Genomic DNA, 22,907 nt, shown 5'->3' on the forward strand with positions numbered 1-22,907 from the left:
GCTCAGGCGGCCTTGCGGTCGGGTGCCTCGATGCCGAAGTCCTGCGGGAAGTGGTCGAGCGCGGAGAGCACCGGGAACGGCGTCATGCCGCCCATCGCGCACAGCGAGCCATGGACCATGGTGTTGCACAGGTCGCGCAGCAGGATCACCTGCTGCGGCCGGTTCTGGTTGCCGCGGATCTTGTCGATGACCTCGACGCCGCGCGTCGAGCCGATGCGGCAGGGCGTGCACTTGCCGCACGACTCGAGCGCGCAGAACTCCATCGCGTAGCGCGCGAGCTTCGACAGGTCGGCCGTGTCGTCGTGCACCACGATGCCGCCGTGGCCCACGGTGCCGCCGACGGCCGCGTAGGCCTCGTAGTCCAGCGGCAGGTCCCACTGCGACTCGGGCAGGTAGGCGCCCAGCGGGCCGCCGACCTGCACCGCCTTGATCGGCCGGCCCGAGGCCGAACCGCCGCCGTAGTCGTAGAGCAGTTCGCGCAGGGTCACGCCGAAGGCCTTCTCGACCAGCCCGCCGTGCTTGATGTTGCCGGCCAGCTGCATCGGCAAGGTGCCGCGCGAGCGGCCCACGCCGTAGTCGCGGTAGAAGGTGGCACCGCGCGCCAGGATGATCGGCACGCTGGCCAGCGTGATCACGTTGTTGATCAGCGTGGGCTGGCCGAACAGGCCTTCGATGGCCGGCAACGGCGGCTTGGCGCGCACGATGCCGCGCTTGCCCTCGAGGCTCTCGAGCAGCGCCGTTTCCTCGCCGCAGACGTAGGAGCCCGCGCCCTTGCGCACCGCGAGCCGGAAGCGCTTGCCCGAGCGCAGCACGTTGTCGCCGAGGAAGCCCGCGGCCTCCGCATGGCGGATCGCCTCGTTGAGCGCGGCGATCGCGTGCGGGTACTCGGAGCGCACGTAGATGTAGCCCTGCGTCGCGCCGGTGGCGATGCCCGCGATGGTCATGCCCTCGATCAGCACGAAGGGATCGCCCTCCATCGTCATGCGGTCGGAGAAGGTGCCCGAGTCGCCCTCGTCGGCATTGCAGACGATGTACTTCTGCTCCGACGGCGTGTTGAGCACCGTCTTCCACTTGATGCCGGCCGGAAAGGCCGCGCCGCCGCGGCCGCGCAGGCCCGAGTCGAGCACCTGCTGCACGATGTCGGCCGGCGCCATCGCGAGCGCGGCGCGCAGGCCCGCATAGCCCTCGTGCGCCTGGTAGTCGGTCAGCGACACGGGGTCGGTGATGCCGACGCGCGCGAAGGTCAGGCGCTCCTGCTTCTTGAGGTAGGGGATCTCGTCGGTGGGGCCGAGCGACAAGGGATGCGAACGCGCGCCCGTGCCCAGGCCGGCATCGAACAGCGCCGGCACCTCCTCGACCGTGACCGGTCCGTAGGCCATGCGGCCCGCGGCCGTCTCGACCTCGACCAGCGGCTCGAGCCACAGCATGCCGCGCGAGCCGTTGCGCACCAGCTCGATCGCGAGGCCGCGCGCGGCGGCCTCCTGCGCGATGCGCTGGGCCACGGCGTTGGCGCCGACCGCGAGCGCCGCGGAATCGCGCGGCACGTAGATCTTCACGGCGGCGTTCATGCGCAATCTCCCGCCTGTGCGACCAGCGTTTCGAAACGGTGCGGCGTGACGCGCGCATGCGGCTCGTCGTCGAGCGTCATCGCGGGCGAGGAGGCGCACAGGCCGAGGCAGAACGCCGGCTCGAGCGTGAAGGCGCCGTCCTTCGTGGTGCCGTGCACCGCGCAGCCCAGGTGCTTCTCGGCATGCGCGAGCAGTGCATCGGCGCCCATCGACTGACAGGCCTCGGCGCGGCAGATTCTGGATCACGTGCCGGCCCGGCGGCTCGGCGCGGAAGTGGTGGTAGTAGGTGATCACGCCATGCACCTCTGCGCGCGAGAGGTTCTGCGCGTCGGCGATGGTCTGCACCGCATGCGAGGGCACGTAGCCCAGCGTGTCCTGCACCTCGTGCAGGATCGGCAGCAGCGCGCCCTGTTCGTCCGCATGCGCGGCGAGCACGCGGCGCACCTCGGCCAGTTCGTCGGCCGCGGAAAGTCGCAGGGCCTCGCTCATTGGCCAGCCTCCACGCGCGAAGCGCGGATGGCCGGCTGCCGTGCTACGTACGCGTTCAGCGCTTCTGTTGTCATGGTCCCGTCCGATCTGGTGCCGTTACCGGTCCGCCGCTGTCTGCCTGCCGGCGGATCCGTTGTCATCGTGGCGTCGATTCGCGCTCGCCTCCCTGTGCGGGGACCGGAAGCCGCGCGCGGTCATCTGCCTCGGGATTCACTGTCGATGAATCGCGCGCGGATGACCTTGACGCAGGTCAATTTCCATCGAAACAGGGGTGGTGTCAATGCGAGCGAGCCCTGTGAAAAGGCCTCTTTCGCTGGGCCGCGGCCGGAATATCCGGGGGCCTTTCGGGGATGCGTGCGAACCGTTCGCAACACCGAGGTATTCCGCGCGCGAATCCATCGCGGTGCGCGGGAACGGAAGGAGAAGAACGCGGGGCCGTTCGCGCCGGCGGCCCCGCGCGGATCAGCGCGCGGCCAGTTCGCGCGCGCGCTGCACGAGGCGCGCGGCCTCGGCATCGTCGACCTGGCCCGTGACCTTGGCCGGGCGGCCCGAGATCAGAGAGCGGTCGGGAAAGACCTTGCCCTCGGTCAGCAGCGCGCCGGTGGCGACGATGCATTCGCGCCCCACCACCGCGCCGTTGAGCGCCACGGTGTCCTCGCCGACCACCGAACCGTCGCCGATGGTGCAGCCGTGCAGCATCACGTGCCGCTCGACCGTCACGTCGGCGCCGATGGTCATCGGGAAGCCGGGGTCGGCATGCAGCATCACGCCGTCCTCGAGGTGGCTGCCCGCGCCCACGGTGATGGGCTCGTTGTCGCCGCGCAGCACGCAGCGCGGCCCGATGCTGCTGCGCGCGCCGAGCACGACCTGGCCGATCACGCTCGCCGTGTCCGCCACGCGCGCGCTGGCGTCGATGGACGGTTCATGCTCGTCGAGTCTGTAGAGGGTCACGCCGTTCTCCTGGACAAAGGCGTCGATGGTAGCGGCTCGCGACCCGTCGGCGCTCAGTGCGGGAGTTCGCTGCGTTCGATGTGCTTGCGGCGCATGGGCCGCAGCACGAACCAGGCCATCAGCGCGGCAACGGCATTGACGCCGCTCGCGACGAAGAACACCGCCTCCCAGCTGCCGGTGCTCGCGGCCAGCACGCTCGACAGCGGCACCAGCAGCGAGGCCGTGCCCTTGGCGGTGTAGAGCATGCCGGCATTCGAGGCCGCGTACTTGCCGCCGAAGGTGTCGGCGCAGGTCGAGGGGAAGAGGCTGTAGATCTCGCCCCAGGCGAAGAACACCATGCCGGTCAGCACCACGAACAGCAGCGGGTTGTGGCCGTACTTGTAGAGCATCAGGATGCCGACCGCCTCGATCGCGAAGGCGATGAACATGGTCTGCTCGCGGCCGATCTTGTCCGACACCCAGCCGAAGAACGGCCGCGTCAGGCCGTTGAGCACGCGGTCGATCGCCAGCGCGAAGGTCAGCGCGGGCAGCACCAGGCCCATGATGTTCACCGGCACGTCGATGATCTTGAAGTCCTTGGCGATCGGCGCGAGCTGCGCGGTCGCCATCAGGCCGCCGGCGGCCACCATCACGAACATCGCGTACATCACCCAGAACACGGGCGAGCGCAGCACCTCGGAGGGCGCGTAGTCGCGGCGCGACTGCTGCACGTTGCGGGTGTTCACGGCCTTCGAATGCTCGGGCGCGCGCGTCAGCATCCATGCGAGCAGGAACACGATCAGTCCCTGCCCGATCCCAAAGTACAGGAAGGCGGCCTCGTAGCCGCTGTTCTTGATCATGGCCGAGATCGGGATGATGGTGAGCGCCGAGCCCGCGCCGAAGCCGGCCGCGGTCATGCCCGCCGCGAGGCCGCGCCGGTCGGGGAACCACTTGAGCGCATTGCCCACGCAGGTGCCGTAGACCGCGCCCGCGCCGATGCCGCCGATGGCCGCCGCGATGTAGAGCACCGGCAGCGAGGCCGCGAAGGAGTTCATCACCCAGCCGATGCCGCAGAGCACGCCGCCCACCAGCACCACGGGACGCGGGCCGAAGCGGTCGACCAGGTAGCCCTCGATCGGCACCAGCCAGGTCTCGGTGAGCACGAAGATGGTGAAGGCCACCTGGATCGCGGCGCGGCTCCAGCCGTATTTCTCCGCGATCGGGTTGACGAACAGGGTCCAGCCGTATTGGAGGTTGGCGATCATCGCCATGCACACGATGCCGATCAGGAGCTGCCCCCATCGGTAGCTCTGCGAGCGCTGCGCCGCCGCGGCGCCATGGTGTCCCGAGGGGGAGTAGATCGCGGGGTTCGCACCCGCGATCGTGGTCGTTTGCCGAGTCATTGAATGTCCTTCATCTTTGTGTTTGAGTTGAAGTCCGGCGGATCGCATCGAGGCGCCGCCGGTTTCGTTTCGAGTCACCGGTCCCCGAAGCGGAGATGCGAACAAGTACGGCGTCGCATCGCGCAATCGACACGCTTCGGCTGATCCTCCGGTCCCGTCGGCCCCGCTGCGCGGCACCTTCGACCCGCAGCCTCCTGCGTGCGGATGACTGTCGGATGGAGCGACCCAAAAACTCTTGACCCTCGTCAAGTTCCCTCGAAGGGAGCCCGCTCGGGACCCCCGTGAATTCCCTAGCATGGGTGTCTTAGCGCGCGATGAGGTCGCGTCGCTTGATGCAAGTCGGTGGCGTCTTCGGCATGCCCCTCGCGATCAGGTCGACCGCATCGCAGCCCACTCTGGAGTGCCTCCGCGTGCCCTGCTCGCGAAATGGGCATGTCACTCGTGGTTTGCCCCAATCCAGGGTAAACCCTATAATTCGGAGGTTCGCATTCCCACCCACCCCGTCACTCACCCGTATTCGGAGCACATCCATGAACAACACCGCACTGAATTCCACCGCCCTCAAGGCCCCCTCCTTCGCCTCGAACGGCGTGCTGCGCGACCTGATCGCCGCGCTGCCGATCGTGATCTTCGCCAAGGCCGTGCGCGCCGCGCTGCAACAGCGTTGAGAGCCGGAGCCCTCGAGGCTCCACCTCCAAAAAAAAGAGCGCCGAGAGCGCTCTTTTTTTTCGCCTTCAGATCGCCGGATCGAAGGGCACGATCTGCGAGATCAGCGCGGTGCCGTCGTGCAGCAGGAAGTCCTTGAAGGCCTGCGCCACCGGCGGCAGCCGCTTGCCGCGGCGGTGCACCACGTACCAGTTGAGCATCAGCGGAAAGCCCTGCACGTCGAGCACCCGCACGCTGCCCGCGCGCAGCTCCTGGCTGATGGTGTGGGCCGACACGAAGCTCACGCCCATGCCCGCGATCACCGCCTGCTTGATGGTCTCGGTGCTGCGGATTTCCATCGCGATGTTGATCTCGCTCAGCGCGGCGCCGAAACCCTCCTCCATCGAATGCCAGGTGTCGGACGCGCGCTCGCGCACCACGAAGGGCTCGCGGATCAGCCGCTTGAGCGGCACGCCCTTCACGCCCACCAGCGGATGCGTGGGCGCCGCGATGATCACGTAAGGGTGCGGCGCGAAGGGCTGGTTCAGTGTGTCGAGGTCGGTGGGCGGCCGCACCATGATCGCGAGGTCCGTGAGGTTCTCGGCGATGTGCGTGAGCAGGCCCTCGCGGTTGTGCACCGTGAAGTTCAGGGTCACGCCGCGGTGCCGGCCCGCGAACTCCACCAGGAGGCGCGGAAAGAAGTAGTCGCCCGCGCTGATCACGCCCACGTTGAGCTTGCCGCCCGAGATGCCCTTGAACTGCAGCATCGCGTTCTCGGCCGCCTCGAACTGCTGGATGATCGCGCGGCTGAGCTGCAGCAGCTCGGTGCCCGCGGCCGTGAGGTAGACCTTCTTGCCGAACTGCTCGAACAGCGTGTTGCCGGCGTGGTCCTCGAGCTTGCGCACCTGCGTCGACACCGCGGGCTGCGTGAGGTGCAGCTCCTCGGCCGCACGCGAAAAGCTCAGGAGCCGCGCCACCGCCTCGAAGACCTTCAACTGGCGCAGGGTCGCGTGCTTCATGGGGATTCCTGGAGAACTGCTTCGTTCGGAAGTCCCATGCTATGGCCGGCGGCGCGCGCGCCGCATGACCGCGGTCAAGTATTCGCGATCAGGAATGGTTTGGAATACGCGCGACGTGCAGCAGGTTGGTGGTGCCCGACTGGCCGAAGGGCAGGCCCGCCACCACCACCACCTTCTGGCCGGGCTGCGCGAAGCCCTCGGCATGCGCGGTGCGGCAGGCGCACTCGATCATCTCGCCCACGTCGTGCACGTCGTCCACCAGCACCGCATGCACGCCCCACACCATCGCCATGCGGCGCGCGGTCGCCATGTCGGGCGTGAGGCTCAGGATCGGCACCGCGGGCCGCTCGCGCGCCGCGCGCAGGCTGGTGAAGCCCGAGGAGGTGTAGGTCACGGTGGCGGCCGGCGCGAGCAGCGCGGCCACCTGGCGCATCGAGGTGCAGACCGCGTCGGCCGTGGTCGACTGCGCGCTCTCGTGCGTGGCGTCGATGCCGGTGCGGTACGACGGATCGGCCTCCACGCGCGCGACGATGCGGTCCATCATCGCCACGGCCTCGAGCGGGTACTTGCCCGAGGCCGACTCGGCCGAGAGCATCACCGCGTCGACGCCGTCGTAGACCGCGGTCGCCACGTCCGACACCTCGGCGCGCGTGGGCACCGGCGCGGCGATCATCGACTCGAGCATCTGCGTGGCCACCACCACCGGCTTGCCGCGCAGCCGGCAGGCGCGCACGATCTGGCGCTGCAGCTCGGGCACGCGCTCGGGCGGCAGCTCGACGCCGAGGTCGCCGCGCGCGACCATGATGCCGTCGCAGCGCTCGACGATGGCATCGAGGTGCTCGATCGCCGCGGGCTTCTCGAGCTTGGCCATGATGGCCGCGCGCGTGCCGATGATCTCGCGCGCCTCGTCGATGTCCTCGGGCCGCTGCACGAACGAGAGCGCCACCCAGTCCACGCCCATCGCGAGGCCGACGTCGAGGTCGTCGCGGTCCTTCGGCGTCAGCGGCGAGATCGGCAGCAGCACGCTGGGCACGTTGACGCCCTTGCGGTCGGAGATCGGGCCGCCCACCAGCACGGTGGTCTCGGCGAAGTCGGCGCCGTGGCGGTCGACGCGCAGCCGCAGCTTGCCGTCGTCGAGCAGCAGCTCGGTGCCTTCCTGCAGCGCGGCGAAGATCTCGGGATGCGGCAGGGGCGCGCGGCGGCCGTTGCCGCTCGCGCGGTCCATGTCGAGCCGGAAGCGCGCGAGCGCCTCGAGCTGCGCGCGGCCGCCCTCGAAGGTGCCCAGCCGCAGCTTCGGCCCCTGCAGGTCGAGCAGCACGCCGATGGGCCGGCCGAATTCCTTCTCGAGCCGGCGGATGGTCTCGAGGCGGCGCGCATGGTCGTGCTGCGTGCCGTGGCTGAAGTTGAGGCGGAACACGTCCACGCCACGCTCGAACAGCGCGCGGATCGCGGGCTCGTCGGAAGTGGCGGGACCGAGCGTGGCCACGATCTTGGCGCTGCGAAGGCGTCGCATGGTGTGGGTGTCCTCAGGCGAGTTCGCGCAGCCGGACCTGGCCGCGCTGTTCTTCCATGGTTCGCGCGAGCAGCTTCACGAGCGAATACACGGTGTCGATGTGGGGGGTCGAGGTCTCGGTGAGCCGCGCGAGCTCGACCACCGCGCCGACCAGCGCGTCGATCTCGGGCGCGCGGCCGGCTTCCACGTCCTGCAGCATCGAGGTCTTGTGCTTGCCGACCTTCTCGGCGCCCGCGATGCGCTTCTCGAGCGTGACGCGGAACTCGATGCCGAGCTTGTGGGCCACGGCCTGGGCCTCGCGCATCATCGCGGCCGCGAGTTCGCGCGAGGGCGGGTACTGGCAGATGTCGACCAGGGTCGAGTGCGAGAGGCTGCTGATCGGGTTGAAGGTCAGGTTGCCCCAGAGCTTGAGCCAGATCTCGGCGCGGATGTTGTCGAGCACCGGTGCCTTGAAGCCCGCGTTGGCGAAGCAGGCCGCGATGCGCTCGACGCGCTCGGTGGTCGCGCCGTCGAGCTCGCCGACCGGGAAGCGGTCGCCCTCGATGTGCTTGATGACGCCGGGCGCGATCAGCTCGGAGGCCGGATAGACCACGCAGCCGATCACGCGCCGCGGCGGGATCTTGGCGTTGAGCACGCCCTGCGGATCGACGCTGCGCACGGTGGTGCCCTCGAGCACGCCGCCGTGCTTCTGGAAGTACCAGTAGGGAATGCCGTTCTGCATGGTCACGACCGCGGTCTCGGGCCCGAAGAGCTTGGCCACGTCGTCGGCCACGGCCTCGACCTGGTGCGCCTTCATCGCGAGGATCACGAGGTCCTGCGGCCCCGCCTCGTCGTAGCGGTCGGTGGCCCGCACGTTGCGCGCCACCTGCTCCTCGCCCTCGGCCGACACCAGCTTGATGCCGTTGGCGCCGATGGCCTGGAGGTTGGCGCCGCGCACGATGAAGGTCACGTCCTCCCCGGCCAGCGCGAGTTTGGCGCCCACCAGGCCGCCGATGGCCCCCGCGCCGATGATTGCTATCTTCATGTCGATCCCCAAGAGTTGAAATTCTTCGCGTCAGCCGAAGCGATTCGAGAGGCGGCCAATGCCGTCGATCTCCACTTCGACCAGGCTGCCGGGCTTCATCGAGCCCACGCCCACGGACGTGCCGCACAGGATCACGTCGCCGGGATGCAGGCTCATGTCCTGCGAGATGAGGCTGACCAGCCGCTGCACCGAGAAGCGCATGTCGCTGATCGGGTAGTTCTGCCGCTCCTCGCCGTTCAATACGGTGCGCACCACCAGCGTGGCGGGATCGAGGCCGGTGGCGATGGCCGGGCCCATGGGGCAGAAGGTGTCGAAGCCCTTGGCGCGCACCCACTGCGCGAACGAGGCATCGCGGTTGAGGATGTCGGCCACGGTGACGTCGTTGGCGCAGGTGTAGCCGAACACGTGCTCGAGCGCGCGTTCCTCGGAGACGGCGGTGGCGGTCTTGCCGATGACGATGCCGAGCTCGCCCTCGAACACCACCTTGCCGTCGCACAGCGGCTTGCGGATCGGCGCCTCGTGCGCCGAGAAGGAGTTCGGTGCCTTCAGCAGGTACAACGGCTCCTCGGGCACGGCGAGCTTGAGCTTCTCGCCGAGCGCGTGGAAGTTGTTCCACAGCGCGATGACCTTGGTCGGCTCGCTCGGCGACAAGAGGCGCAGGCCGGCCAGCGCGAACACGCGGCCGGTGGGCTCGGGCGTGACGTACATGTCGCCGCGGTACTCGCGCACGGCGTCGTCCTCCAGGGTGCCGAAGGCTGCTTCTCCGGCGTGTTCGAAACGGACCCAACGTTGTGGCATGTTGTGCTTTCTTTTGATGCTGTGGATGCGGGTGGGAGGACGGGCGCTGCGAATGCGCGGCCTAGTCGAACGGCAGGTAGTCGGGCACGACCAGCGAGGCCAGCAGCTTCCCCATGTCGGCCGGGTTGTCGGTCACGTGGATGCCGCAGGCCCTCATGACGGCGAGCTTCTCGTGCGCCGTGCCCTTGCCGCCGGAAATGATGGCGCCCGCATGGCCCATGCGCTTGCCGGGCGGCGCGCTGGCGCCGGCGATGAAGCCGACCACGGGCTTGCGCATGTGGGCATGGATCCAGCGCGCGCACTCTTCCTCGGCATCGCCGCCGATCTCGCCGACCATGATGACGGCGTCGGTGCGCGGGTCGTCGTTGAACATCTTCAGCACGTCGATGTGCCGCAGCCCGCCGACCGGATCGCCGCCGATGCCGACCACGGTCGACTGGCCGATGCCGAAGCGCCCGAGCTGGCTCGCGGCCTCGTAGGTCAAAGTACCCGAGCGCGAGACCACGCCGATGCGGCCGCGCTGGTGGATGTGGCCCGGCATGATGCCGATCTTGATCTCGTCGGGCACGATGAGGCCGGGGCAGTTGGGCCCGAGCAGCAGGGTCTTGCGCCCTTCCATGCGGCGGCGGGTGCGGATCATGTCGCGCACCGGAATGCCTTCGGTGATGCAGATCACGAGGTCGAGCTCGGCATCCACGGCTTCATCGATGGCGGCGGCGGCGAAGGCCGGGGGCACGTAGATGACCGAGACGGTGGCGCCGGTGCGTGCCTTGGCTTCCTTCACGGTGCCGTAGATGGGAATGCCGGCCATGGCCTGCCCGGCCTTCGTCGGATGGACGCCGGCGACGAAGCAGTGGCGCCCGTGGCCGTACTCGAGGCAGGCCTGGGTGTGGAACTGGCCGGTCTTGCCGGTGATGCCCTGCGTGATGACGCGGGTGTGGCGGTTGATGAGGATCGACATCTTTTTCCTTTACCGCGCTGGGGGATGCGTTATCGATGCGTTGGGGGCGCGTGCACAGGACAGCGGGTACTTCCCTCCGCGAATGTCCCCCGCCCTTCGGGCTCCTCCTTTATTTCGCTGCGGGAAGCACCCACTGCCCTGTGCACGGGAAGCGCAGCGGTGGTGCCGGCGGTTCAACAACCGCTGCGTCCAGGCACGCGTCGATGGGGTACTCCCCGCAGCGAAATAAAGGAGGAGCCGAAGGCGGGGGACATTCGCGGAGGGGAGTACCCCGTCGGCGCGTGCCCGCAACGAATGGCAAAAAGTTCGTCCAACAAGACAGCGCCAGTTCATCGCTGCCCCTTGGGAACCCGAGCCACGACAACCGCCTGCCGAGCCGCCTCGCCGATGTCCTCGGCCCCGATGATCTGAAGGTCCGACTGCGCGAGGATGGTCCGCCCCAGATCCTCGTTCGTGCCCTTCATGCGCACCACCAGCGGCACCGACAGGGCCGTCTCGCGTGCCGCGGCGACGATGCCGTGGGCGATCACGTCGCAGCGCATGATGCCGCCGAAGATGTTGACCAGCACCGCCTTCAGGCGCGGGTTGCGCAGCATCAGCTGGAAGGCCGCGGTGACCTTCTCCACGCTCGCGCCACCGCCCACGTCGAGGAAGTTGGCCGGCGATCCGCCATAGAGCTTGATCGCGTCCATCGTCGCCATCGCGAGGCCCGCGCCATTGACCAGGCAGCCGATGTCGCCGTCGAGCGAGATGTACGACAGCTCGAACTTCGAGGCTTCGATCTCCGTCGGATCCTCCTCGTCGAGATCGCGCATCGCGGCGATCTCGGGCTGGCGGAACAGCGCGTTCGGATCGAAGCTGAGCTTGGCGTCGAGCGCCATCAACCGGCCGTCGCGCGTGCGCACCAGCGGGTTGATCTCGGCCAGCGAAGCGTCGCTCGCATCGAAGGCCTGGTAGAGCTTCTGCATGAACTCGCGCGCCTGCACCACGTCACGGCCCGCGAGCCCGATCGAGCGTGCCAGCGCATCGGCTTCGGTTGCCTTGACCCCCGTCTCGGGGTCGATGAACAGCGTGTGGATCTTCTCGGGCGAGCGCGCGGCCACCTCCTCGATGTCCATCCCGCCTTCGCTCGACGCCATCAGCGCCACGCGCCGCGCACCGCGGTCGACCACCATCCCGAGGTAGAACTCCTGGTCGATCTCCACCCCCTCCTCGACCAGCAGTTGCCTCACCACCCGGCCCTCGGGCCCCGTCTGGTGCGTGCGCAGCGTCATGCCGAGCAGCGCCTGCGCATGGCGGCGCACTTCCGCGCCCGACCAGGCCAGCTTCACGCCGCCACCCTTGCCGCGGCCGCCCGCATGGATCTGCGCCTTCACCACCCACGAACGCCCGCCGAGCCGGGCGGCGGCATCGGCCGCCTCGTCGCTCGTGCGGCAGACGAAACCGCGCGGCGTCGCCACGCCATGGCGGCGCAACACTTCCTTGCCCTGGTATTCGTGGATGTTCATCGGATCAGCCGTGATTTGATTTATTCAATTGCAATTCAGGCGCCGAGTTCGGCACCGCGGCATTCGGCCCAATTGAAATGGCGCTTCGACAGCGGTGCGGAACCTTCGCCTTCGCGGCGCTTGTAGGCTTCCTTCTTCTGTTCGATCGCATCGGCCAGGAATGCCGCGTCGTAGGCGCGCAGCAGATGCGGATGATTCGCCTCGAGATAATGGCCAATGCGCTTCTCGGGCTCCTGCGCCGTGCCCATCAGGTCGCAATAGGTCTGGCGGTCCCAGTGCCAGCGCAGCCCCAATTCGTAGAAGGCGGCGTTGTAGGCATTGCGTTCGGTTTCATCGAGCCAGTATTGAACGGGCGTGAGGTTCTGCATGGTCTGCTCCTTTCGAATGACTGCCGTGCGGTGAATTGAATGACTTGCCGGCATGTTCAAACTGTAGAAGTGCAGAACGATAAATAACAGTCAAACTATTTTATTGAGAGCATTCATTTGGAGTTATGCATGGCTCCAATTCAATTGAATAGAGAAGACGAACGAATCCCTTCGCCGCCGGCAATGCCATCGGCGAATCAATTGCGGATTCGTTCGAATTGGCGCGGAATTACCGCGCCGCGTTCTTCGTCGTCAGATCACGCGTTCGGCGCGCAGCGCCGCCACGTCTTCCAGGCCGTAGCCCAGCTGCATCAGCACTTCCTCGGTGTGCTCGCCCAGGAGCGGCGAGCGCTTCACCTCGGTGGGGCTGTCCGACAGCTTGATCGGATTGCCCACCGTCAGGTACTTGCCGCGCGTGGGATGGTCGACCTCGACGATGGTCCCGGTCTCGCGCAGCGATTCGTCGGCGGCGATCTCCTTCATCGAGAGGATCGGCCCGCACGGAATGTCGTACTGGTTCAGGATGTCCATGGCCTCGAACTTGTCCTTGGTCATGGTCCATTGCTCGATGCGCGCGAAGATCGGCTTCAGGTGCAGCAGGCGCGCGGCCGGCGTGGCGTAGGCCTCGTCGGTGATCCAGCCTTCCTCGCCGATCACCTTGCACACCGCCGGCCACACGGCCGCCTGCGTGATGAAGTAGATGTAGGCATTGGGGTCGGTCTCCCAGCCCTTGCACTTGAGGATCGAGCCGGGCTGGCCGCCGCCCGAGGCATTGCCCGCGCGCGGCACCGCGTCGCCGAACTTGCCGTCGGGGTACTGCGGGTATTCGTGCATGGTGCCCGTGCGTTCCAGCCGCTGCTGGTCGCGCATCTTCACGCGGCACAGGTTGAGCACCGCGTCCTGCATTGGCGCCAGCACCTTCTGGCCGCGGCCGGTGCTGTTGCGCTGGAACAGCGCCGCCAGGATGCCGAGCGCCAGGTGCAGTCCGGTACCGCTGTCGCCGATCTGGGCGCCCGTCACCATCGGCGGGCCGTCCTCGAAGCCGGTGGTCGACGCCGCGCCGCCGGCGCACTGCGCCACGTTCTCGTAGACCTTGCAGTCGGCGTACTTGCCGGGGCCGAAGCCCTTGACCGAGGCCACGATCATGCGCGGGTTGAGCTTCTGGATGTGTTCCCAGGTGATACCCATGCGGTCGAGCGCGCCGGGCGCGAAGTTCTCGACCAGCACGTCGCAGGTCTTGATCAGCTCGTCGAGCACCTGGCGCCCCTTGGGGTTCTTGGTGTCGAGCGTGATCGAGCGCTTGTTGTGGTTCAGCATCGTGAAGTAGAGGCTGTCCACACCGGGAATGTCGCGCAGCTGGCCGCGCGTGGCATCGCCTTCTCCGGCGCGCTCGACCTTGATGACGTCGGCGCCGAACCAGGCCAGCAGCTGCGTGCAGGTGGGGCCGGATTGCACGTGGGTGAAATCGAGGATGCGGACACCCTCCAGCGCTTGACTCATCGACTGTCTCCTTCTTTGATCGTGGTTTCCGCTTCTAGCAGACGAGCGCGCAGTTTGCGCTCTTCCGCGAATCGGGCTGTCTCGTCGCGGACGATGGCGACGATGCCCGAGACCTCGCGTTGCGGCGAAAACAGCATCGACACCGTGAAGGCGATCGACAAGGTGCGGCCGTCCTTGTGCAGGGCCGGCACGCGCAGCAGATCGGCACCGTATTTGGTGATGCCGGTGTCCATGGTCTTGTGGTAGCCGTCCCAGTGGCGCTGCCGCTGGCGCTCGGGAATGATGAGGTCGAGCGAGCGACCCAGCGCCTCGGCTTCGGTGAAGCCGAAGATGCGTTCGGCTGCGGGGTTCCACAGAACGATGGCCCCGGCCGCATCGCACACCATGATGGCATCGCCCGCCCCTTCGACGAGCTGCCTGAAATCCACTGAAGCTTGCATGCTGGCCTCCCGCCTCGACGCATCCGAAATACCGCGCCCCCCGGCGCTTCGTGGACTGGAAAAGCCCCGGGGGAACGCCTGGCTCAGACTGCCTTCGCTTCGTGCAGCGCGGCGATCTGCTGTTGGCTGTAGCCGAGCTCGGCCAGCACGTCGTCGGTGTGTTCGCCCAGCAGCGGCGAACCGGTGATCTCGGGCTTGAGGTCCGAGAACTTGATCGGGCTGCCCACGGTGAAGTAGGTGCCGCGCTCCTTGTGCGGCACTTCCACGATCGAGCCACTCTTGCGCAGCGATTCGTCGTTGAGCAGTTCCTTCATCGTCAGCACCGGCGCGCACGGGATGTCGAACTTGCGCAGGATGTCGACCGCCTCGAACTTGGTCTTGTCGGCCAGCCAGCCCTCGATGGTCGCGAAGATGTCGGTGATGTGCGGCTGGCGCGCCTTGGCGGTCATGTAGTCGGGATCGGTCTTCCACTCGGGCTTGCCGATGGCGTCGCAGATCGGCGCCCAGGCATGGCCCTGCACGGTGAAGTAGATGTAGGCGTTCGGGTCGGTCTCCCAGCCCTTGCACTTGAGCACCCAGCCCGGCTGGCCGCCGCCGCCGGCATTGCCGCCGCGCGGCACCACGTCGCTGAAGGTGCCGTGCGGGTACTGCGGGTATTCCTCGAGGTAGCCCAGGCGATCCAGGCGCTGCTGGTCGCGCATCTTCACGCGGCACAGGTTGAGCACGGCGTCCTGCATCGAGCAGGCCACGCGCTGGCCCTTGCCGGTCTGCTCGCGGCCGATGATGGCCGTGAGGATGCCGATCGCCAGGTGCATGCCGGTGTTGCTGTCGCCCAGCGCCGCGGCGCTCACGGTCGGCGGGCCGTCCCAGAAGCCGGTGGTGGAGGCGGCGCCGCCCGCGCACTGCGCGACGTTCTCGTAGACCTTCAGGTCGTCGTAGTGGTGGCCGTCGCTGAAGCCCTTGACCGAGGCGACGATCATCTTCGGGTTCAGTTCCTGGATGCGTTCCCAGCTGAAGCCCATGCGGTCGAGCGCACCGGGGCCGAAGTTCTCGACCAGCACGTCCGATTCCTTGATCAGCTTCTCGAGCACCACCTTGCCCTCGGGCTGCTTGGTGTCCAGCGTCAGCGAGCGCTTGTTGCTGTTGAGCATGGTGAAGTACAGCGCGTCCACGTCGGGGATGTCGCGCAGCTGCGAGCGCGTGACGTCGCCGGCGCCGGGGCGCTCGACCTTGATCACGTCGGCGCCGAACCAGGCCAGCAGCTGGGTGCAGGCCGGGCCGGCCTGCACGTGCGTGAAGTCGATGATCTTGATGCCGTTGAGAGGTTTGTTGCTCATGTCGAATCTCCTGGAATGAAAGAAATCACTTCTTCTTGGCCGTGGCCGGGTTGAGACTGGTGATGCGGCCGCTCTCGGTGCCCGCGGTCTCGTCGATGACGGCATTGATCAGGGTCGGGCGGCCGGTGGCGACGGCCTCGGTCAGGGCCTTCTGCAGCTCGTCGGCGGTGGTCGCGTGCACGCCCACGCCGCCGAAGGCTTCCATCAGCTTGTCGTAGCGCGCGTTCTTCACGAACACGGTGGGCGCCACGTCGGGCGTGCCGCTGGGGTTCACGTCGGTGCCGCGGTAGACGCCGTTGTTGTTGAACACGATCACGCAGATCGGCAGGTTGTAGCGGCAGATGGTCTCGACCTCCATGCCGCTGAAGCCGAAGGCGCTGTCGCCCTCGATCGCGATCACCGGCTTGCCCGTGACCACGGCCGCGGCCACGGCGAACCCCATGCCGATGCCCATGATCCCCCAGGTGCCCACGTCGAGGCGCTTGCGCGGCTCGTACATGTCGACGATGCTGCGCGCGAAGTCCAGCGTGTTGGCGCCTTCGTTGACGACGATCGCATCGGGCCGGGCCTTGACCTGGTCGCGGATCACGCTGAGCGCGCTCTGGAAGTTCATCGGCGAGGGACGCGCGGCGAGCGTGGCGGCCATCTTCGACAGGTTCTTGTCCTTGCGCTCGGCGATGGCGCCGGTCCACTCGGTCGGCGGCTTGGCCCACTTGGCGTCGATGCCCGCGAGCAGCGCGGCCACGCAGGAGCCGATGTCGCCGATCACCGGCGCGGCGATCGCCACGTTGCTGTCGATTTCGGTCGGCGCGATGTCGATCTGGATGAACTGCTTGGCGCCCTTGTCCTGGCCCCAGGTCTTGCCCTTGCCGTGCGAGAGCAGCCAGTTCAGGCGCGCGCCCACCAGCAGCACCACGTCGGCTTCCTGCAGCACGTAGGAGCGCGCGGCGGCGGCCGACTGCGCATGCGTGTCGGGCAACAGGCCCTTGGCCATCGACATCGGCAGGTAGGGGATGCCGGTCTTCTCGACCAGCGCGCGGATGTCGGCATCGGCCTGGGCGTAGGCGGCGCCCTTGCCCAGCAGGATCAGCGGCCGCTTCGCGCCCTTGAGCAGGTCGAGCGCGCGCTGCACGGCATCGGCGGCCGGGATCTGGCGCGGCGCGGGGTCGATGACCTTGATCAGCGAGTTCCTGCCCTTGATGGCGTCCATCGTCTGCGCGAACAGCTTGGCCGGCAGGTCGAGGTACACGCCGCCGGGGCGGCCCGAGACGGCCGAGCGGATGGCGCGCGCGATGCCCACGCCGATGTCCTCGGCGTGCAGCACGCGGAACGCGGCCTTGCACAGCGGCTTGGCGATCGCCAGCTGGTCCATCTCCTCGTAGTCGCCCTGCTGCAAGTCGACGATCTCGCGCTCGCTGGAGCCGCTGATCAGGATCATCGGGAAGCAGTTGGTGGTGGCGTTGGCCAGCGCGGTCAGGCCGTTGAGGAAGCCGGGCGCCGACACCGTGAGGCAGATGCCGGGCTTCTGCGTGAGGAAGCCGGCGGCGGCCGCGGCATTGCCGGCGTGCTGCTCGTGGCGGAACGAGATCACGCGCATGCCCTCGGCCTGCGCCATGCGGGTCAGGTCGGTGATCGGAATGCCCGGCAGCGCGAAGATGGTGTCGATGTCGTTCAGCTTCAGCGCGTCGATCACCAGGTGGAAACCATCGGTGGTTTCCGCTTCCGGCGCTTCCTGCGTCATCTGCTGGAGGGCGCGCGCGACGAGTTGCTGGTCGTCGGCGGCGCCGTTGGCTGGCCGGCTCTTGGGCTTGATCGCCTCGTCGAGCGTCGTGGCCGCCTCTTTGGCTGTGCTAACTGAAGACATGTCTCTCCTTCTGCTGGGGTGAATGGCCGAGGCCCGAGCCGCGACTATGATTCGGGCCATCCTTTCGGCCGTTGACCTCGGTCAACTTTCCCGAAAACGGCGCCGACCCCCGATGAAGCGGCGCCGCAGGCGACGAAATCGAGCAAGACGGTGACCATGACGTTGTTGGAAAACCACCCGGAGAAGAACATCATTCGCGCCCAGCTCCGGCAGAACATCCTGCTCAAGGACCTGAACGAGGGCGAGCGCGCCGAGCTTGAGGCTCACCTGGTGATCGTCGACGGCAACAAGGGCGATTTCCTGCTGCACCAGGGGGTGCGGGAGATGGAGCAGTACTTCATCCTCGACGGCATCCTCAAGCGGGTGGTGAGCAACCCGGAGGGCAAGGAGATGATCCTGCGCTTCGCCGACGAGAACGACATGGAGACCAGCTACGCGGCCATGCGCCTGGGCACGCCCACGCCCTACGGCATCGTCTGCGTCACCAAGGCCCGCGTGGCGAGCCTGCCGCTGAAGGAATGGACCACCTTCCTGGCGCACCATCCCCAGACCAAGGAACTGTTCGAGTTCCTCGTGATGCGCGGCATGAGCGAGATCATGGCGCACACCATCACGCTGCACCTGCTGGACGCGCCGGGCCGGGTGCACCGCTTCCTGCGCAAGCACCCCGAGCTCGTGGACCGCATCCCGAGCAAGGAGCTCGCGTCCTACCTCAACCTCTCCGCGGAAACCCTGAGCCGGCTGCGCAAGCGCGGGAAGATCTGAGGCCGCTCAGGTCTGCTTCGCCGACGCGAAGCGCCGGGTCGTCGCCATCAGCCGCAGCTGGTTGTCCACCGCGCCCACGCCCTCCACCGCGGCCGTCACGGCCTCGGTCTGCGCGCGCTCGTCCGCGTCGAGCACGATGCCGCGCAGGCTCACGCGGCCATGGTCGGCCTCCACCGTGACGCGAATGTCGGCCGTGGCCGCGCCGTCCTTGAGCGCCGCCTTCACGCGTGCCGCCAGCGCCATGTTGGCCAGCAGCGCGCGCGAACGCGCGGTCTCGGCGAACTCGGGCCGCGCCGCCAGCGCGCGGATCTGCGCCACGCAGCTGTCGACCGTGAGGCGGTCGGTGTTCAACACCAGGTCGTAGAGCACCGGGTCGCCCCAGCTCACGCCGAACTGCGCATGCATGCGCGCGGCATGCGCCTCGTCGCTGCGCCGGATCTCGGCCTCGGCGAACTCGGCGTCATCGGTCTCCAGGTGCGTCATCAGCCAGTCGATGCGCTTCTTGAGCGAGCGCGTGATGCGCACGCACACCACGTGCGGCACCGGCCGCAGCAGGCAGGTGGCGCCCCAGCCGCGCAGCACCACGTTGCCGCGGTCGGCCAGCGCGAACAGTTCCTCGGCCGTGTAGAGCGCGAGGCTGCGCCGGTCGGCGGTGAGCCGCTCGACGAAACCGGCCTTGCCGCCGCGCAGGCGGCCGATCAGGCTGGTCGAGACCTGCATGCGGTCGGCGACGCGCTCGATGACCTCGTGGCGCATCAGTTCGAGCCCCATCTCCTCGGCGAGCTGAACCGACACGTCCTTGGCGAGCGAGCCCATTTCCTGGGTCAGTGCGATGACGGGCATGGCGTGGCCTCCGTGCTCAATCGACCGGCCGCTCGACGGCGAACTCGTCGGGCTTCTTCGGCTTGAAGAGCGCCAGCAGCTTGGCGATCAGCGGCCAGAACAGCAGCGTGAGCGCCAGGGTGGTGATGCCGCCGACCAGCGGGTTCGAGAACATGATCATCACGTCGCCCTGCGACACCAGCATGGCCTGGCGGAACGAGTCCTCGGCCTTGTCGCCGAGCACCAGCGCCAGCACCAGCGGCGCGAGCGGGAAGTCGAGCTTCTTGAACAGGTAGCCGATGACGCCGAAACCCAGCATGAACCAGATGTCGAGCATCGCGTTGTGCACGGTGTAGGCACCGATCGCGCAGATCACGATGATCACCGGCGCGATGATCGAGAACGGGATGCGCAGGATCGAGGCGAACAGCGGCACCGTGCTCAGCACCACGATCAGGCCGACGATGTTGCCCAGGTACATGCTGGCGATCAGGCCCCAGACGAAGTCCTTCTGCTCGACGAACAGCAGCGGCCCGGGCTGCAGGCCCCAGATCAGCAGGCCGCCCAGCAGCACCGCCGCGGTCGGCGAGCCCGGGATGCCGAGCGCCAGCATCGGCAGCAGCGCGCTGGTGCCAGCCGCGTGCGCCGCGGTCTCGGGCGCGACCACGCCCTCGGCCTCGCCGGTGCCGAACTTCGAGCCGCGCTTGGACATCTTCTTGGCCAGGCCGTAGGCCATGAACGAGGCCGGCGTGGCGCCGCCCGGCGTGATGCCCATCCAGATGCCGATCAGCGAGCTGCGCAGGGAGGTCATCCAGTACTGCGGCAGCTGCTTCCAGGTCTGCAGCACCACCTTCGGATCGATCTTCGCGCTCTTGCCCGAGAACTTCAGGCCTTCTTCCATCGACAGCAGGATCTCGCCGATGCCGAACAGGCCGATCACCGCGATCAGGAAGTCGAAGCCGCGCATCAGCTCGGGCTGGCCGAAGGTCAGGCGCAGCTGGCCCGTGACCGTGTCCATGCCCACGCTGGCGAGCGCGAAGCCCAGCGCCATCGAGGCCAGGATCTTGAACGGCGAGCCCTTGCCCATGCCCACGAAGCTGCAGAAGGTCAGCAGGTAGACCGCGAAGAACTCGGGCGAGCCGAACTTCAGCGCGAACTTGGCGACCAGCGGCGCGAGGAAGGTGATCATCACCACCGCGAGGAAGGCGCCCACGAACGACGAGGTGAAGGCCGTGGTGAGCGCGGCGCCCGCGCGGCCCTGCTGCGCCATCGGATAGCCGTCGAAGGTGGTGGCCACCGACCAGGGCTCGCCCGGGATGTTGAACAGCACCGAGGTGATGGCGCCGCCGAACAGCGCCCCCCAGTAGATGCACGACAGCATGATGATCGCCGAGGTCGGCGACATCGTGAACGTGAGCGGCAGCAGGATCGCGACGCCGTTGGCGCCGCCCAGTCCGGGCAGCACGCCGATCAGCACGCCCAGGATGATCCCGACGAACATCAGGCCGATGTTGGTCGGTGTCAGGATCACCGAGAAGCCCTGCATCAGGGCACCGATTTCTTCCATTTCGCTTGTGCTCCGTGAGGTGTCAGTAGCCGAGGAACGAGAGCGGATCCAGCGCGCCCTTGAACAGCGGCACCTTGAACCAGACCTCGAACATGAAGAAGAACAGCGTGTTCACGGCCAGCGCCGCGAGCGCGGCCTTGACCCAGGAGTACTTGCCCAGGATCACCATGAACAGCGCGATGTAGACCGCCGAGGCCACGTACAGCCCGAGCAGCGCGATGCCCAGCACGTAGACCAGGGCCGGCAGCAGCACCGAGAGCACGCGCTTGAGCTGCTCGCGGTCGACGAAGACCTCGGTGTTGCGGTTCTTGCCCAGCAGCGACTGGTAGAGGATGCCGATGCCCGAGATCGTGATGATCAGGCCGATGAAGAACGGGAAATAGCCGGCGCCCGGACCGTCGCTGGTCCAGCCCGCGCCGAGCCGGCGGCTTTCGAAGACCACCACCAGGCCGGCCACCAGCAGCAGCAGTGCCACCACCGCCTCGACCTTGTTCGTGGCCACGCCCGTGCGCGCGGCCGGGTCGGATACGTTGTCGTCGTGCTCCATGGAGCCCCCATCGTGTTGTTGTCTGGACAGAGAGAAAGAACCGGGCGCGACGGCACGCGCCCGCGCGGGCGCATGCTCACGTCGAACGAGGCATCGCGGCGGCGCGCCCGGCCGCCGCTGCCCGCTGGCCTACTTGCTGGCGGCCAGGAAGCCGGCCTCGGTCATCAGCGTCTTGTGCGTGATCTCCGCGCTGGCGAGCCACTTCTCGAAGTCGGGGCCGGTCATGAAGGTCGGGTTGAAGGCGCCCTTCTCCATGTATTCCTTCCACTCGGGCGTGGCGATCACCTTGGTCAGCAGGTCCTTGTAGAAGGCCTGCTGCTCGGGCTTGACGCCCGGCGCCATGAAGATGCCGCGCAGCATCGTGTACTTGGCCGGCACGCCCGCCTCCTTGCAGGTGGGCACGTCGTTCCACGACTGCGTGTCGGTGACCTTGGCCTTGAAGGGCATGCGCTCGTCGTCGAACACGCACAGCGGGCGCAGCTTGCCCGCGCGCCATTGGGCCACCGCCTCGATCGGGTTGTTCACGGTGGAGTTCACGTGGCCGCCCACCAGCTGCACCGCGACTTCGCCGCCGCCCTTGAAGGGCACGTAGATGAACTTGGTGCCCGTGGCCTTCTCGAGCGCGACCGTGATGATCTGGTCTTCCTGCTTCGAGCCGGTGCCGGCCATCTTGAACTTGTTCGGGCCCGCCGCCTTCACCGCGGCGATGTACTCGCCGGCCGTCTTGTAGGGCTGCTCGGCGTTGGTCCACAGCACGAACTGGTCGAGCGCCAGCATCGCCACCGGCGTCATGTCCTTCCAGTTGAAGGGCACGCCCGTGGCCATCGGCGTGGTGAAGAGGTTCGACAGCGAGATGATGATCTTGTGCGGATCGCCCTTGGCCTCCTTCACCGAGAGAAAGCCTTCGGCGCCCGCGCCGCCCGACTTGTTGACGACGATCAGCGGCTCCTTCATCAGCTTGTACTTGATGACGATGCCCTGCAGCAGCCGGCCCATCTGGTCGGCGCCGCCGCCGGTGCCGGCGGGGATCACGAACTCGACGGGCTTGGCCGGTTCCCAGGCCTGTGCGGGGGTGGCGATGGCCATGACCGCGGCGGCGGCGACGGTGGCCAGGACTCGTGCGCGACACGCGCCGAAGCGCGCAATGAAATGCTTCATCTGTTGTCTCCTGCTGTAGAGGTGCGCTCTCTTTTGTAGTGAGTCTGAGCCGGATCCGAACAGCGCCGATGGTGCGCGTGCGCGAAACGCGCCGGCTTGATCGCGGTCAATTTTTTGAAGATTCCGTATCGGGGTAAGCCCACCCCGCGAGCGGTCGCGGCACCGGCACGAGGCGCGCCGCGAGGGCCGGGCCCGACCTCCGCGGGAGGCCTCGGGTTAACCCTATAAAATCGACACCCCCGTCCACCGTGCCTCTCTTCCCAGGAGCTTCCCGCCATGCCCAGCCTCGACCGATCGTCCGTCCCCGCGAAGCTGCTGCGTCGCGCCACGGTCGTGCTCAGGAGGCTGGCCTACGAGGCCGACATGCTGCTGGGCACCCTGCTGAGCCCGAACAAGGTGATCGCCGAGGTCGAGCAGATGCGCGCCCTGCAACGCCGCGCCGACCGCATCGAAGCCACCGACCCGGCCCGCGCCGCCGCGTTGCGCTGGCATGCCTCGCGCGTGGGCCTGCGCTGAACCAAGTCCCGCCGTCACGGGAAGGAGCGGCCGAACTGGTAAAGTCCAGCCGCCCAGCGTCTTCGTAGTTCAATGGATAGAACGGGGTCCTCCTAAGACTCAGATACAGGTTCGATTCCTGTCGAAGGCACCACCAAGCCGTTGATCTTCAACGGCTTTTTTTCG

The 22,907-nt window shown here is 67.6% G+C and carries 21 protein-coding genes, 1 tRNA gene and 1 pseudogene; 4 read left to right on the forward strand and 19 right to left on the reverse strand.

Translation table 11 applies throughout. The annotated features are described in order from the left end of the window. Positions 1-2: 2 nt before the first annotated feature. From AC1HIL_RS31740 to oxlT, 4 genes and pseudogenes are all read right to left on the reverse strand, one after another. A complete protein-coding gene (locus tag AC1HIL_RS31740) occupies positions 3-1,568 on the reverse strand; it encodes a formate dehydrogenase beta subunit (protein WP_479670843.1) in 1,566 nt (521 codons plus the stop codon). Continuing rightward, positions 1,565-2,057: pseudogene (locus tag AC1HIL_RS31745) on the reverse strand (formate dehydrogenase subunit gamma). Before AC1HIL_RS31745 ends, AC1HIL_RS31740 begins: the two are co-directional and overlap by 4 nt. A 462-nt stretch (positions 2,058-2,519) precedes the next feature. Further along, positions 2,520-3,008, reverse strand: coding sequence for a gamma carbonic anhydrase family protein (locus AC1HIL_RS31750; RefSeq protein WP_093347789.1), 489 nt, complete (start codon positions 3,006-3,008; stop codon positions 2,520-2,522). Positions 3,009-3,061: 53 nt separating this feature from the next. Further along, positions 3,062-4,390, reverse strand: coding sequence for an oxalate/formate MFS antiporter (gene oxlT, locus AC1HIL_RS31755; protein ID WP_479670845.1), 1,329 nt, complete (start codon positions 4,388-4,390; stop codon positions 3,062-3,064). A 530-nt stretch (positions 4,391-4,920) separates the two neighbouring features. Between oxlT and AC1HIL_RS31760 the strand changes: the two genes are divergently transcribed. After that, positions 4,921-5,058, forward strand: coding sequence for a hypothetical protein (locus AC1HIL_RS31760; RefSeq protein WP_172705325.1), 138 nt, complete (start codon positions 4,921-4,923; stop codon positions 5,056-5,058). Between the two features lie 66 nt (positions 5,059-5,124). On the opposite strand, the gene AC1HIL_RS31765 is transcribed toward AC1HIL_RS31760, so the two are convergent. The 11 genes from AC1HIL_RS31765 to oxc all read right to left on the reverse strand — a co-directional run bounded on the left by AC1HIL_RS31765 (position 5,125) and on the right by oxc (position 17,367). Next, positions 5,125-6,054 carry a LysR family transcriptional regulator gene (locus AC1HIL_RS31765; protein ID WP_261217699.1) on the reverse strand — a complete coding sequence of 310 codons (930 nt, stop codon included), beginning with the start codon at positions 6,052-6,054 and terminating at the stop codon, positions 5,125-5,127. Between the two features lie 88 nt (positions 6,055-6,142). Further along, the gene (gene pyk, locus AC1HIL_RS31770) at positions 6,143-7,567 is read right to left on the reverse strand and encodes a pyruvate kinase (protein WP_057590863.1); all 1,425 of its coding nucleotides are present in this window, start codon (positions 7,565-7,567) and stop codon (positions 6,143-6,145) included. A 13-nt stretch (positions 7,568-7,580) separates the two neighbouring features. Then, on the reverse strand, positions 7,581-8,591 hold the full coding sequence (locus AC1HIL_RS31775; protein ID WP_057590862.1) for a 2-dehydropantoate 2-reductase: 1,011 nt from the start codon (positions 8,589-8,591) through the stop codon (positions 7,581-7,583). A 30-nt stretch (positions 8,592-8,621) separates the two neighbouring features. Beyond that, positions 8,622-9,389, reverse strand: coding sequence for a fumarylacetoacetate hydrolase family protein (locus AC1HIL_RS31780; RefSeq protein ID WP_479670846.1), 768 nt, complete (start codon positions 9,387-9,389; stop codon positions 8,622-8,624). A 61-nt stretch (positions 9,390-9,450) separates the two neighbouring features. Continuing rightward, on the reverse strand, positions 9,451-10,350 hold the full coding sequence (gene sucD / locus AC1HIL_RS31785) for a succinate--CoA ligase subunit alpha (RefSeq protein WP_479670847.1): 900 nt from the start codon (positions 10,348-10,350) through the stop codon (positions 9,451-9,453). A 329-nt stretch (positions 10,351-10,679) separates the two neighbouring features. Continuing rightward, a complete protein-coding gene (gene sucC / locus AC1HIL_RS31790; protein ID WP_479670848.1) occupies positions 10,680-11,858 on the reverse strand; it encodes an ADP-forming succinate--CoA ligase subunit beta in 1,179 nt (392 codons plus the stop codon). A 35-nt stretch (positions 11,859-11,893) separates the two neighbouring features. Continuing rightward, positions 11,894-12,226 carry an HAD family hydrolase gene (locus AC1HIL_RS31795; protein WP_057590858.1) on the reverse strand — a complete coding sequence of 111 codons (333 nt, stop codon included), beginning with the start codon at positions 12,224-12,226 and terminating at the stop codon, positions 11,894-11,896. 252 nt (positions 12,227-12,478) lie between these two features. Next, the gene (frc, locus tag AC1HIL_RS31800; protein ID WP_057590857.1) at positions 12,479-13,726 is read right to left on the reverse strand and encodes a formyl-CoA transferase; all 1,248 of its coding nucleotides are present in this window, start codon (positions 13,724-13,726) and stop codon (positions 12,479-12,481) included. Then, complete coding sequence (locus AC1HIL_RS31805; RefSeq protein WP_203202883.1) at positions 13,723-14,166, reverse strand: PAS domain S-box protein; 444 nt, start codon at positions 14,164-14,166, stop codon at positions 13,723-13,725. Before AC1HIL_RS31805 ends, frc (AC1HIL_RS31800) begins: the two co-directional genes overlap by 4 nt. An 83-nt stretch (positions 14,167-14,249) precedes the next feature. Then, on the reverse strand, positions 14,250-15,503 hold the full coding sequence (frc, locus tag AC1HIL_RS31810; protein ID WP_057590855.1) for a formyl-CoA transferase: 1,254 nt from the start codon (positions 15,501-15,503) through the stop codon (positions 14,250-14,252). A 25-nt stretch (positions 15,504-15,528) separates the two neighbouring features. Then, entirely contained in the window at positions 15,529-17,367 is a 1,839-nt protein-coding gene (gene oxc / locus AC1HIL_RS31815; protein WP_057590854.1) for an oxalyl-CoA decarboxylase, read from the reverse strand. 156 nt (positions 17,368-17,523) lie between these two features. On the opposite strand from oxc, the gene AC1HIL_RS31820 reads away from it, so the two are divergent. Beyond that, complete coding sequence (locus AC1HIL_RS31820) at positions 17,524-18,132, forward strand: Crp/Fnr family transcriptional regulator (protein ID WP_057590853.1); 609 nt, start codon at positions 17,524-17,526, stop codon at positions 18,130-18,132. A gap of 6 nt (positions 18,133-18,138) precedes the next feature. Here the strand turns inward: AC1HIL_RS31820 and AC1HIL_RS31825 are convergent, their stop codons facing one another. The 4 genes from AC1HIL_RS31825 to AC1HIL_RS31840 form a co-directional block, all read right to left on the reverse strand. After that, the gene (locus AC1HIL_RS31825; protein ID WP_057590852.1) at positions 18,139-18,975 is read right to left on the reverse strand and encodes a cytidylate kinase family protein; all 837 of its coding nucleotides are present in this window, start codon (positions 18,973-18,975) and stop codon (positions 18,139-18,141) included. A 16-nt stretch (positions 18,976-18,991) separates the two neighbouring features. Beyond that, on the reverse strand, positions 18,992-20,521 hold the full coding sequence (locus tag AC1HIL_RS31830; protein ID WP_057590851.1) for a tripartite tricarboxylate transporter permease: 1,530 nt from the start codon (positions 20,519-20,521) through the stop codon (positions 18,992-18,994). Positions 20,522-20,543: 22 nt separating this feature from the next. Then, entirely contained in the window at positions 20,544-21,068 is a 525-nt protein-coding gene (locus AC1HIL_RS31835; RefSeq protein WP_057590850.1) for a tripartite tricarboxylate transporter TctB family protein, read from the reverse strand. Between the two features lie 129 nt (positions 21,069-21,197). Continuing rightward, complete coding sequence (locus AC1HIL_RS31840) at positions 21,198-22,226, reverse strand: Bug family tripartite tricarboxylate transporter substrate binding protein (protein ID WP_479670849.1); 1,029 nt, start codon at positions 22,224-22,226, stop codon at positions 21,198-21,200. A gap of 276 nt (positions 22,227-22,502) precedes the next feature. On the opposite strand from AC1HIL_RS31840, the gene AC1HIL_RS31845 reads away from it, so the two are divergent. Next, a complete protein-coding gene (locus tag AC1HIL_RS31845) occupies positions 22,503-22,742 on the forward strand; it encodes a hypothetical protein (RefSeq protein WP_172705324.1) in 240 nt (79 codons plus the stop codon). A gap of 58 nt (positions 22,743-22,800) precedes the next feature. Then, positions 22,801-22,875: transfer RNA gene (locus AC1HIL_RS31850), tRNA-Arg, on the forward strand. Positions 22,876-22,907 lie beyond the last annotated feature (32 nt).

It is taken from the genome of Variovorax sp. ISS6 (genome assembly GCF_056523145.1).

Bases quoted from the DNA above. Each gene is read 5' to 3' on its own strand.
- AC1HIL_RS31820 (WP_057590853.1), top strand. From the start codon at position 17,524: ATGACGTTGTTGGAAAACCACCCGGAGAAGAACATCATTCGCGCCCAG.
- frc (WP_057590855.1), bottom strand. From the start codon at position 15,503: ATGAGCAACAAACCTCTCAACGGCATCAAGATCATCGACTTCACGCAC.
- oxc (WP_057590854.1), bottom strand. From the start codon at position 17,367: ATGTCTTCAGTTAGCACAGCCAAAGAGGCGGCCACGACGCTCGACGAG.
- AC1HIL_RS31845 (WP_172705324.1), top strand. From the start codon at position 22,503: ATGCCCAGCCTCGACCGATCGTCCGTCCCCGCGAAGCTGCTGCGTCGC.
- AC1HIL_RS31775 (WP_057590862.1), bottom strand. From the start codon at position 8,591: ATGAAGATAGCAATCATCGGCGCGGGGGCCATCGGCGGCCTGGTGGGC.
- pyk (WP_057590863.1), bottom strand. From the start codon at position 7,567: ATGCGACGCCTTCGCAGCGCCAAGATCGTGGCCACGCTCGGTCCCGCC.
- AC1HIL_RS31780 (WP_479670846.1), bottom strand. From the start codon at position 9,389: ATGCCACAACGTTGGGTCCGTTTCGAACACGCCGGAGAAGCAGCCTTC.
- AC1HIL_RS31795 (WP_057590858.1), bottom strand. From the start codon at position 12,226: ATGCAGAACCTCACGCCCGTTCAATACTGGCTCGATGAAACCGAACGC.
- AC1HIL_RS31825 (WP_057590852.1), bottom strand. From the start codon at position 18,975: ATGCCCGTCATCGCACTGACCCAGGAAATGGGCTCGCTCGCCAAGGAC.
- AC1HIL_RS31760 (WP_172705325.1), top strand. From the start codon at position 4,921: ATGAACAACACCGCACTGAATTCCACCGCCCTCAAGGCCCCCTCCTTC.
- AC1HIL_RS31740 (WP_479670843.1), bottom strand. From the start codon at position 1,568: ATGAACGCCGCCGTGAAGATCTACGTGCCGCGCGATTCCGCGGCGCTC.
- AC1HIL_RS31805 (WP_203202883.1), bottom strand. From the start codon at position 14,166: ATGCAAGCTTCAGTGGATTTCAGGCAGCTCGTCGAAGGGGCGGGCGAT.
- oxlT (WP_479670845.1), bottom strand. From the start codon at position 4,390: ATGACTCGGCAAACGACCACGATCGCGGGTGCGAACCCCGCGATCTAC.
- AC1HIL_RS31830 (WP_057590851.1), bottom strand. From the start codon at position 20,521: ATGGAAGAAATCGGTGCCCTGATGCAGGGCTTCTCGGTGATCCTGACA.
- sucC (WP_479670848.1), bottom strand. From the start codon at position 11,858: ATGAACATCCACGAATACCAGGGCAAGGAAGTGTTGCGCCGCCATGGC.
- frc (WP_057590857.1), bottom strand. From the start codon at position 13,726: ATGAGTCAAGCGCTGGAGGGTGTCCGCATCCTCGATTTCACCCACGTG.
- AC1HIL_RS31765 (WP_261217699.1), bottom strand. From the start codon at position 6,054: ATGAAGCACGCGACCCTGCGCCAGTTGAAGGTCTTCGAGGCGGTGGCG.
- sucD (WP_479670847.1), bottom strand. From the start codon at position 10,350: ATGTCGATCCTCATCAACCGCCACACCCGCGTCATCACGCAGGGCATC.
- AC1HIL_RS31840 (WP_479670849.1), bottom strand. From the start codon at position 22,226: ATGAAGCATTTCATTGCGCGCTTCGGCGCGTGTCGCGCACGAGTCCTG.
- AC1HIL_RS31835 (WP_057590850.1), bottom strand. From the start codon at position 21,068: ATGGAGCACGACGACAACGTATCCGACCCGGCCGCGCGCACGGGCGTG.